This is a genomic window from uncultured Ilumatobacter sp. (genome assembly GCF_963980585.1).
Lineage (GTDB): Bacteria > Actinomycetota > Acidimicrobiia > Acidimicrobiales > Ilumatobacteraceae > Ilumatobacter_A.
On sequence record NZ_CAXCAM010000002.1, the window covers coordinates 114,604 to 125,532 of the forward strand.

The 10,929-nt window shown below is 60.8% G+C and carries 8 protein-coding genes; 6 read left to right on the forward strand and 2 right to left on the reverse strand.

Annotated features, from left to right (window positions below; genetic code table 11):
• The first annotated feature begins 17 nt into the window (after positions 1–17).
• Positions 18–1,742, forward strand: a complete 1,725-nt coding sequence (locus ACH2DW_RS01455; RefSeq protein ID WP_394927930.1) for an AMP-binding protein — start codon at positions 18–20, stop codon at positions 1,740–1,742.
• 27 nt (positions 1,743–1,769) lie between these two features.
• Here ACH2DW_RS01455 and ACH2DW_RS01460 read toward each other — a convergent pair whose 3' ends face one another.
• Positions 1,770–2,753: an LLM class F420-dependent oxidoreductase gene (locus ACH2DW_RS01460; RefSeq protein ID WP_394927931.1), complete on the reverse strand. Its 984-nt coding sequence runs from the start codon at positions 2,751–2,753 to the stop codon at positions 1,770–1,772.
• A 98-nt stretch (positions 2,754–2,851) separates the two neighbouring features.
• Here ACH2DW_RS01460 and ACH2DW_RS01465 point away from each other — a divergent pair, with 98 nt between their 5' ends.
• From ACH2DW_RS01465 to ACH2DW_RS01485, 5 genes are all read left to right on the forward strand, one after another.
• The gene (locus ACH2DW_RS01465) at positions 2,852–3,523 is read left to right on the forward strand and encodes a TetR/AcrR family transcriptional regulator (protein WP_394927932.1); all 672 of its coding nucleotides are present in this window, start codon (positions 2,852–2,854) and stop codon (positions 3,521–3,523) included.
• Positions 3,524–4,081: 558 nt separating this feature from the next.
• Entirely contained in the window at positions 4,082–5,521 is a 1,440-nt protein-coding gene (locus tag ACH2DW_RS01470) for an ABC transporter substrate-binding protein (RefSeq protein WP_394927933.1), read from the forward strand.
• Positions 5,522–5,636: 115 nt separating this feature from the next.
• Entirely contained in the window at positions 5,637–6,599 is a 963-nt protein-coding gene (locus ACH2DW_RS01475) for an ABC transporter permease (protein ID WP_394927934.1), read from the forward strand.
• The gene (locus ACH2DW_RS01480) at positions 6,599–7,519 is read left to right on the forward strand and encodes an ABC transporter permease (RefSeq protein WP_394927935.1); all 921 of its coding nucleotides are present in this window, start codon (positions 6,599–6,601) and stop codon (positions 7,517–7,519) included. The genes ACH2DW_RS01475 and ACH2DW_RS01480 overlap by 1 nt, the downstream gene beginning before the upstream one ends.
• On the forward strand, positions 7,516–9,591 hold the full coding sequence (locus ACH2DW_RS01485) for an ABC transporter ATP-binding protein (protein ID WP_394927936.1): 2,076 nt from the start codon (positions 7,516–7,518) through the stop codon (positions 9,589–9,591). The genes ACH2DW_RS01480 and ACH2DW_RS01485 overlap by 4 nt, the downstream gene beginning before the upstream one ends.
• 6 nt (positions 9,592–9,597) lie before the next feature.
• On the opposite strand, the gene ACH2DW_RS01490 is transcribed toward ACH2DW_RS01485, so the two are convergent.
• The coding region (locus tag ACH2DW_RS01490) for a hypothetical protein (protein ID WP_394927937.1) at positions 9,598–10,929 on the reverse strand (1,332 nt) is incomplete at its 5' end.

Consider the following 10,929-nt stretch of genomic DNA (forward strand, 5'->3'; position numbering starts at 1 on the left):
CGTTACCGTCGCGGGCCATGGATGTTGTCGATTCCACGATCACCCGACTGGAACAAGCCGCCGACTTAGGCACAGGGGTCCGTTTTGTCGGCAAGTCCGTCCTCAGCGGCGACCTCGATGCCGATGGGCGCCCGGCGCTCGTCACCTGGCGCGAGATCCACGATGATGCGCGTGCAGTCGGCGCAGCGCTGCAGGCCAAGGGCCTGTTGCCCGGCGATCATGTCGCAGTGCTCGGGCCGACCAGTCGCGAGCTCATGACCATTGTGCGTGGCTGCTGGATGGCCGGCATTGCGTCGATGGTGCTGCCTTTACCGATGCGCATGGGATCCCTTGATGCCTTTATCGACAGCACCCGCGGCCGGATTCGCCACGGCGATGCCAAGCTCGTCCTGATCGACGATCAACTCGCTGACTTTTACACCGCTGCTGAGGGTGACCCGCCGATCGAACTGATGCGTTCCGTCCTGCCGGGTGCACCGAACGTGCCGCATGGAGACCGTCTCGAGATTCCGGCGCACGATCCCGAGCGTCTCGTCATTCTGCAGTACACGAGCGGTTCGACGAGCGAGCCGAAGGGCGTGATGATTCCTGATCGCGTGTTGTCCGCCAACGTCGATGCTTGTCTTGAGGCCGCTCAGATCGAGCAGGGCGAAACGATGATGTCGTGGCTGCCGCTTTATCACGACATGGGTCTGGTCGGGTTCCTCGCCATCCCGATGACCAAGGGCGTCAACCTCGTGCAGGCGGCGCCACAAGACTTCCTCGCGCACCCCGGCAATTGGATGCAGTGGCTCAGCGACTACGGCTGTACGGCGACCGCTGGTCCAAATTTCTCGTGGGTTCTCGCGACGCGGGCGCTCAAGCGCATGAACGGCCTTGACCTGTCGCGGCTCTCGTTGGCCCTCTCCGGTGCCGAGCCGGTCGATCCAAAAGCGGTCGAGGCCTTTGTCGCCGAGGCGTCGCGGTTCGGTTTCGATGCTGGCGGTGTCTTCCCAGCGTTTGGCATGGCCGAGGTAGCGATCGGCGGCTCGTTCCCCACTCGTGGTCGCGGCCTGCGTACCGACACCGTGGACCGCATCGTGCTGGAAACCGAGCGAGTCGCCAAGCCGATCGAAGTCCTCGACACCGACGAGTTCGCCGTGACGGCCCGCAAACTCCCGCTCCTCGGAACAGCGGTGCCTGGTCTCGAAATGAAGGTGGTTGATCCCGAGACGTTTGAAACGCTGCCGGAACGTCACGTCGGCGAGCTGTTGCTTCGGGGTACGTCGGTCACCCCCGGCTATTACAAGCGGCCCGACGCCACCGCTGCGCTGTTCCACGACGACTGGCTCTGCACCGGTGACCTCGCCTACCTCCTCGATGGCGAGCTCGTGATGTGCGGCCGGATCAAGGACGTCATCATCGTCGGCGGTCGCAACGTGTTCCCCGAAGACATCGAGCGCGCGGTCGGCCCACTCGACGGTGTTCGTGCGGGCAACGTGATCGCGTTTGGTATGGAGGGCTACAAGGGCAAAGAGAGCGTGGTCGTCGTGGCCGAGGTTCGGCTGACCGAAACCTCTGGTGATCTGGCCGACGTGCGTGAACGGATCCATCACCGTGCGCTCGAAGTCAGTGGCCTGCCGCCGCGCGATATCATGCTCGTGCAGCCGGGCACGCTCCCGAAGACGAGCAGCGGCAAGTTGCAGCGCAGCAAGTGCAAGGCCGAGTACCTCGACGAGGAACTCGACTTGCTCTCGAGCTGAGGCCGCCGCCCTCACCCCGCCAGCGAGTCAGCTGAATAGGGGAGCGAGGGTCTGGCCGAGCAACTCGACGCGGCCCTCGATGAACCCGTTGGGGATCATGTTGATGGTGAAGCCATCGAGACCGTCGTGGGTAGAAAGCAGCGACGAGAAGTGCTCCCCGACTTCATCTGGGTCGCCCCACACGACCTGACCGAGTCGTGTGGCAAGGTCGTCCTCGCTCATCTTGGACACGTCCAAGCCCCGCCGTGCGAAGTACGCAAGCATGTCCGAGCGTGCTTCGTCGTGCGTGGGAGCGATGCAGCAGTTCTTCTGCTTGCTGACGGTGATCTCGGAACGATCACGACCAACGGCGGCGCAGTGTGCCGCCAAGACATCGAGCTTGTGGGCGATCGCGGCGTCGTCGCAGATCAGGTTCGACTCGTCGGCGTACTGCGCCACCATGCGGAGGGTCTTCTTCTCTCCGGCGCCGCCGATCATGATCGGCACTTTTGAGACCGGCGGCGGCTCGTTCATCGCGTCGAGTGTTGCGTACCACGTGCCGTCGACGGTTGCCTTGCCGCCCCGAAGCATTGGGCTGACAATCTGTAGTGCTTCTTCGAGCTTCTCGAATCGATCGGTGAAGGTGCCGAATTCGATGCCGAACGCGTCATGTTCCAAGGCGAACCAGCCTGCACCGATCCCGAGGGTGGCTCGGCCTTGCGACACGATGTCGAGCGTCGTGACGGTCTTCGCCAGTACCGCTGGATTGCGATAGGTATTGCCGGTGACCAGGGACGACAGCCGGACGTTGCTGGTTTCGCGAGCGAGCGCGGCGAGCAGCGTGTAGCACTCGAGCATGTATTGGTCGGGGTCGCCGATCTGCGGAAGTTGGTAGAAGTGGTCCATCACCAGCACGGTGTCGAATCCACTCGAGTCGGCCTCGCGCGCTTGCTGTGCGACGGCGTCGAACAGTCTGGCCGGGCCGACGCCGGGATAGGTGAAGTTGGGGATCTGATAACCGAGGCGGGTCATGTGGGTGATGGGACCATCGTTCCGAACACTTGTCAAGTCTGAGGACATCGCATCGGGACTGACGATCGTTGGTCAGGTGAGTCGTATGCTCCTCGCCTATGGGAGCCAGTTCGGTGAGACCCGCTGAGGCGCCGACTCAGTCGGGTTGGGAGCGGCGACAGGAGCGGACGCGTGCCGAAGTCCTTGCGGCCGCAGGAGAGATCATCGCCGCAGAGGGTCTTGAGGGTCTCACGATGCGCAAGCTCGCGGCTCGGGCCGGTGTAGCCGTCGCAACGCTGTACAACCAGTTCGGTGACCGCGACGGTGTGCTGGTCGCATTCGTCTCGAACGGGCTTGATCAGCTCGAAGTCGGCTTCGGTGACCAGCCTGCTCGGGGGCCCATCGAGACGACTCGGGCGCTCTTCCAGGCGCTGGACGACACCGTCGGAACAGCAATCGATGTTTGGCGTCCGATCTTTGCGAGTCTGCGGTTGGGTCCGGGCGCCCATGGGATGGGATCAGTCGGCGACCGCGTGGTGCAAATCATCGAACACGATCTGGCACAGGCCGCGACCGAGGCGATGTTGATCGGCGAATGTGATGTTGCGCGGCTCGCCCGCCACATCTTCACTGCCCGGATGAATCGTTTGGAGAAGTGGGCGACCGGGGTCATCGAATGGGAGTGGTACCGAGAGTCCTCGGACCTGGGCCTCGAACTCACGTTGGCGGCGGTCATTGCCTCTCCGGTCGAGCGGATCGCAGCGCTGCGCTCGTCTGGCATCGTGTTCTGACGCCCCGCAATCCCGCCCTCCCTGCGAGCCCAACGGTCGAATTGTTACTGCTCAGGTCAACATGTGACTGATTTCATTCCGTTCCTGGAACCGTGCTACCTTGCTGGGGCGACGACCAATGAGCGCGAGAACCTGAGGGCATGGTTTGTCCGCAGGGGGCCTGTTCGTTATGGACGTCGTGTCGAGGGATAACGGTTCCCGCGGCGTGTACTCATATCCCAAGGGGGAATTTGAATGGACTGGAAACGTATTGACTGGGCGCGTCGCTCGGGAGGCCCTATTGAGGCTGATCTCATTGAGGCTTACGCTCAAGGGAAAATCAACCGACGTAACTTCGTGAAGCGCGGCACAATGATCGGCCTTTCAATGCCGATGATGGGCGCAGTAATTGCGGCTTGCGGCAGCGACGACAGCAGCAGCGGGAGTGACTCGGGCGGTGGAGAGTCAGCGAGCACCGAGGCGCCAGCGACAACCGAAGCTCCAGCCAGCGCAGCAGGCGGCGACGTGACTGCGGCAATTCAGACCGGCGACGCTAACTCGGGTCTTGACCCGCTCAACATGCTTGACCTCGGCACCTACGCCGTGCTCTCGCAAAGCTTCGAATACCTTGTTGGTCTAGGCAGCGATGGAAACATCGCCGCAACTGCGCTAGCTACTGAGTGGAGTCCTAACGCGGACGCCACACAGTGGACGTTCAAACTTCGTGATGGAGTCACTTGGCAAGAAGACGGCGCACCACTGACATCGGCTGACGTTGCGGCGACCCTGGACCGGATGGCAGAAGTTGGCGCGGGTGTCGCGGGTGTCTTCAGTGCCGGAAGCACCGAGACGCCTGATGACGTGACTGTGGTCATGAATCTCGATGCCCCGAATGGCAACTTGCCAGTTCTCGTTTCGCTCTTCAACCCGCAGTCATTGATCACACCAGCGGACTACAGCAGCGGCACGGTTCTTAACGATCGAGTGACGGGCACGGGAGCCTGGGTTCTCGAGGATTTCGATCCGTCAAGCTTCCGCGCGACATTCACACCTAACCCAAACTGGTGGGGCGGCGGTGTCAACTTGGACAGCGTCACGCTGCAGGGGTTCGACTCGGGCGGCACCTCAGTTGCAGCGTTTGCTGCCGGCGAGATTGATGTACTTCAGTCTTTCTCGATCTCCGATGGAGCCACGCTTCTCAACGATTCAAGCGTCACCGTTCTTCGGCCTCCGTCCTCGAATCACCGCCAACTGTGGTTCAACACACAGCTACCAGAAGGTGGTCCATTCACTGATCCTCGAGTTCGGCAGGCAGTTGGCTACGCAATCAATCGTCAGCAAATTGTGGATACGGTCTACGAAGGCCAGGCGGTCATTGCAAATGACCATCCCGTCTATGCGACCCTGCCCTACTTCGACGACACTCAAGAGCAACGTCCGTACGATCCGGAAATGGCGAAGCAACTTTTGTCAGACGCGGGATATCCGGATGGCATTGAATCGGTTCTTCAGGTTGGTGATCTCGGTGAGATACCAGCTATCGCCGCCATTGTTGAACAGAACTTGGCCGCTGTCGGTATCACAACGCCGGTTAGCGTGACGCCAAACTCCGACTTCTACGGGGAATACTGGTGCTCTGGTGCAAGTTGGGGCACGCAACCTGAAACGTCGGGCCCTGGTCGTCCGTGCGGAGCCTCAGCAGACATCGGTATCGTCGATTACGGTCACCGGCCCACGCCGGATGTCTTCTTCGGTCGAGCGCTCCAGACGGATGCCGATTGGAACTCGTCGAACTATGCGTCAGCTGAATTCGACGGGTTGTTCAAGGCGTATCAAGGCGCTACCGATGTGGCCGGTCAGAAGGATGCAGTTGGCAAAATCCAACGGGTCCTTCATGAGGACACGCCTGCCGTGTATCCGTTCTTCTTCGACTATCTCACTGCCGCAAGTGACGCAGTGAGTGGCCTCGAAGTAACTGCACTCGGACACATGCAGTTCCAGAACGTTACAAAGAGCTAAATCTCGCTAGCCCCTCCTGAGGGGAGTAGCGGTGGCGAAGAGGCTGGAACGGTGAAACGTTGCGGCCTCTTCGCCATCGTTCACAAAGCGACTCCGACTTGAGGCGAGAAAGTACGTGACAAGATTCATCATTAGGCGACTATTGCTGGCACTTGTTACGTTGGCAATACTGCTCGTAATCGTGACGCTTATACCGAATATCGCGCCCGGCGATCCAGCCCGTAAAATTGCAGGTGGTACGGCGTCTCCTGAACGGTTAATGCAGGTCACCGAATCACTTGGGCTCCGTGATTCTGTTGCAACGCAGCTGTCAAATCTGTCGGTCTCCGTAGTCACACTTGACTTTGGGGAATCGTTCTCTGTGGCAACAGGGGAGCCAGTGATGAGTTTGGTGTGGAAAGCCGTAGCCAACTCGGCCAAACTTGTCATCCTGTCGCTCTTGGTGATCGTACCAGTGTCGATTCTTGGCGGTCTCGTCGCTGCGTACAAGAAAGACAGCTGGATTGATCGTCTCATCGTCAACACCGGACTAGCTTTCTCAGCAATCCCCGACTTTGTAGCAGGCGTCTTCCTGCTTGCGTTTTTGGCCGTCCCATTTGACTTCTTCAAAGTCCAGGCCAGTGCGCCGCCAGGGTCAGGGCCACTGATTCAGATTCAGCACTTGCTGCTACCCGTGATCGCCGTATTAATGGTCTACTTCGGGTACATAGCTCGTATCACCAGGGCTGGAACCATTACAGCACTCGACTCTGATTACGCCCGAACCGCCTTCATGCGTGGGCTCTCCACTGGCCGAGTCTTTCGAAAGCATATAGCTCGCAACGCACTCCAACCAACAGTTGCCGTGCTCGGCACTCAACTCGGCTATCTCTTCGGAGGCATGGTTGCTCTCGAAATTGTGTTTGGTTACCAAGGCGTCGGCAACCTCATTATCCGTGCCGTTGACCGAGCTGACTACCCAGTCCTTCGCGCAGGGGTCCTCACAGTTGCGATCATCTACATGCTTGCCACTCTTGGTGCAGATTTGCTGGTGGCGTGGATGAACCCACGGGCACGTCAAACGCTTGGCGACAACTGATGAGCGAGACATCAGACCTTGCAAATGGTGATGCTGCTAAGAGCGAACTCGACAGGGGTCCGACAACGTCGGAGAGAAGCGCGAAGAACCAAATCAGACGGGAACAACTCAGAGTTCTCTACCGAAGCCCAGGATTCCTCTTTGGTGTCCTTATTGTCGGCTTTTGGGTATTCGCAGCGTTATGGCCAAGCCTTCTAACGTCAGTCGGTCCGAAGGAATTTGTTGAAGCGGGACCCCGTGTCAAGCCCGGATCAGAGGCCTGGCTTGGGACAGATAAGAACGGTTGGGACGTCTATGCGCGAATTATTTACGGGGCTCGCCCCATTCTGATTGTTGCGCCCATTGCTACAGCGATGGCTGTCATCGTCGGAACAATGCTGGGTTTGGTCATGGGGTACTACCGAGGCTGGGTTGATGAGGTTCTCAGCCGAGTGATCGAGGCTATTTTGTCGATCCCGATCATCTTGATGGCGATCTTGGTGGTGTTCACCTTCGGCCGATCGACGCCAGTCATCATCGGCACGATCGCCGTGCTGTTCGTTCCCGCGATTACTCGCACGATTCGGTCGGCGGCCATCGCGGAATCCGATCTTGACTACGTCATGTCGGCGAAGATGCGTGGCGAATCGGGACTCTTCATCGTGGGTCGCGAGATCTTGCCTAATGTGACTGGTCTCGTTGTCGTCGAACTCACTGTTCGGCTCGGCTACGCGGTGTTCACCTACGCCACGCTTGCCTTCCTCGGGTTTGTCGGTTCGAACATCACCGACGCCGACTGGGGCATCGACGTCTCACAAAACTACGAGCAAATCGTCAGAGATATCTGGTGGCCATCTATCTTCCCAGCGATCGCCATTGCCAGCCTAGTGATCGGCGTGAACCTGATCGCAGACTCGATCGATAAGGCGCTGAAATCATGACCACGACGGAACCGCTACCCACCGAGACCGAAGCTGAGCACCCGGCACTGGCCATCGACGGACTTGAGATGTCCTACATCGTCCGGGGCACGCCTCGAGCCGTGCTGCGCGGCGTCAGCTTTGAAGTTCGTGCTGGCGAGGCCTACGGGCTCGTCGGCGAGTCCGGCTGCGGCAAGTCGACCACCGCGTACGCCGCCCTGCGCTATCTGCCTGGCAATGGCCGAATCGATGCTGGGCGCGTCGAGTCGGGTGGCCAAGAGCTGACTGCGATGTCCGGACGCGAACTCCGCGAGTTTCGGGCGCAACGAGCCTCGATGGTGTTTCAAGATCCGGTTCAGGCGGTCAACCCGGTCCTGAAGATCGGTAAGCAAGTCTCCGAAGCATTCAAGGTGATGGGCCAGTCCAATTCCGAAGCGCATGCCTCAGCGCTCGCAGCACTCAAACGGGTCCGCATCGCTGCGCCCGAGAGCGTGATGGACCGCTACCCTCATCAGTTGTCAGGCGGTATGTTGCAACGTGTCGTCATTGCCATGGCGCTGGCCTGCGATCCAACGCTGCTGGTGCTCGATGAGCCGACCACTGGGCTCGACGCGACAGTTGAAGCCGAAGTACTTGACCTCGTCCGCGACCTGCGTTCGGAACTGAACTCGGCGATTTTGTTGATCGCGCACAACCTCGGGGTCATCCGCACCATGTGTGATCGGGTCGGCGTGATGTACGCCGGCCGGATTGTCGAAGAAGGCACGGTCGACGAGGTGTTCGACAACCCGAGCCACCCCTACACCAAGGGTCTGCTCAACTCGATTCCACGACGTGGTCTGCGAAAAACCGACCGCGAGCTGTTTGCGATCCCGGGCTCGGCGCCACCGATTGGTGCGTCGCTCCCAACCTGCACATATATCGATCGATGCCCGATTGCAACCGAAATCTGTCGAACAGACGTGCCACCGATCGTCGATCGGAGCGATGGTCACTGGACGCGTTGTCACGATGCCGACCGGATCAGTGACGTGCCCGAACCTCAGGAAGTCACCGTTAATTATAACGTTGGTACGGAACAGGTCATTGGTGTCAACGGAGTGTCCAAGACGTTCCGTCAACGTGGGCACGACGTCCCTGCGCTCGTGAGCGTGGACCTCGGTTTTGCCGAAGGTGAGACGCTTGGTCTTGTCGGCGAGTCAGGCTCGGGAAAGTCGACGCTCGCCAAAACCATGCTCGGCGTTCATGCCGCTGACGAGGGCGGTGCCATCACGTTGCGTGGCCGCCAGATGGCCGGCAAGGCGACTGCCCGTGTTGAGGAGTCGGTGCGGGCGATCTCGATGGTTTTCCAGAACCCCGACTCGGCGCTCAACCGCTCCTGGACCGTTCGCCGAATCCTGCATCGCAGCGTCGTCAAGCTGACCGGAGTCAAGGGCGCGGCAGCCGACAAACGAGTCGAGGAGATTGCCGAGGCGATGCAGCTCTCGCCGCGCCACCTTGACATGCGACCGCGGCAGCTGTCTGGTGGGCTCAAGCAGCGCGTCGCCATTGCCCGTGCGTTCGCAGGCGACCCAGAGGTAGTGGTCTGCGACGAGCCGACCTCGGCGCTCGATGTTTCTGTTCAGGCCGCAATTCTGAACCTTCTCGCTGGGCTGCAGAACGAGGAGCGCACGAGCTACCTGTTCATCAGCCACGACATTGGCGTCGTGCGCTACCTCGCCGACCGAATTGCGGTGATGTACCTCGGCCGGATCATGGAAATTGGCTCGACCGCCACCATGTTCAACGGCACGAACCACCCGTATACCGAGGCGCTGCTCTCGGCAGTCCCGAGCGTCGACGGAATCGCCGAAGACCGGATTCCACTCATGGGAGCTATTCCTTCGCCCGCAAATCCGCCATCGGGTTGCGTGTTCCATACTCGCTGTCACCGCGCAATCAAAGGTCTGTGCGAAGTCACCGAGCCGCAGATGGTGGAGCTGTCAGCCGGGCATAGCATGAAGTGTCACCTCACCGTCGAGCAGCTGAGCGAACCGGTGCACATCGATCCCGCTGCCGTGCTCGCGGTAGCGATTGACGACCCGCTCGCCTGACCGGGGCTACGAACTCGCCGGCTCGTCGATCACCCATTCGGCACCCTGCGGGGTGTCGCGCACCTCAATACCTGCAGCGGCCAGATTGTCGCGGATGGCATCGCTGACGGAGTAGGCCTTCGCTTCACGAGCGGTTACTCGCGCAGCGAGGGCTGCTTCGACGACTGGACCGAGAACCTGACGCGGGTCACGCACGCCGCCAGCAGCGGCAGCGCCGAGCCGGACGATCATCGATCGGAGCGACGCTCGAGCGCGGTCCATCTCGTCGCCCTGCAGGGTGTCGCGTCCCCACTCGATCATCGCGCTGTCGAGAGAAAGAATGGCGCCGAGCGCGGCGTCGGCATCTCGTGCAGCGAGTGCAGCATCAAATTCGGCTTCGAGCCTCGCCGCATCGGCTGCCAGCGACGGAATCTCGACGCCCTCCGTCACCATCGTGTCAGGAGTCTCGGGGACGGGTTCTACCGCGAGCGCCGGGGCAGCGCCGGAGGCGTCGCCAACCGGGCCGCGCTGCAGGGTGCTGAAGGGGACGGTCTCGCCGGATTCGATCCGGGTGGACACCGCATCTTTGCGGAGCGTGATGCCGCCTTTGCCGACCACTTCGGCAGTCTGGGCGTCGAGGTCGATGATGACGCCAGTGTGTTCGTCGACGCCGAGGATGAAGACATCATCATCGAGTTCAGGTTCGAGCATCAACAGGCGCCGCTCGCCCAGATAACACTTGCTCGTGTCGTGATTGCCGCCCTCCTTGTTGTCGTAGTGCGGGATCACCACGACAGGAAGACCGATGGCGGTGAGCAGATCGAGTCCGTCGACCCAGTACGGATCGGCGCCCGACTTGTACACCTCGTACACCGGAATGGTCTTGCGCCCGAGTGTCAGCGCCGCGGCTGACGAAAAGACAACAGCACCTCCGTCGCGTAGCTTGGCGCCAATCGAGTCGGGGATCGGCGTCCCAGCCCACTGGCGGAGCGCAAACGTCGGGCTGCCGGGACCGGCAAACACCCAGTCGGCCGCACGGATCTTGGCGATGGCCGTCTCAATCCCAACGACATCGCCGTGGTCGGTACGTGCCAGACCTGCGATGGCGACATGTCGGCTCACTGCGTCGGTGAAGTACTCGGCGGTCTTGGCCGCGAGGATCTCGACGTTCTCCTGAAAGCCGAACGGTGTGTCGAGGAGGACCGCGTCGACGGACCCGCCGGTCGACGCCGCAAGCTGCTCGAACACCTGGCGATGTGGACCCTTCATTGTTGGTGCAGTTTCACCGGAGCCCATGATGACGAGCAGACGGGGAAGCCCCACGGACGATGCGGCGGTCGATGCTGCTGACGATGCTGC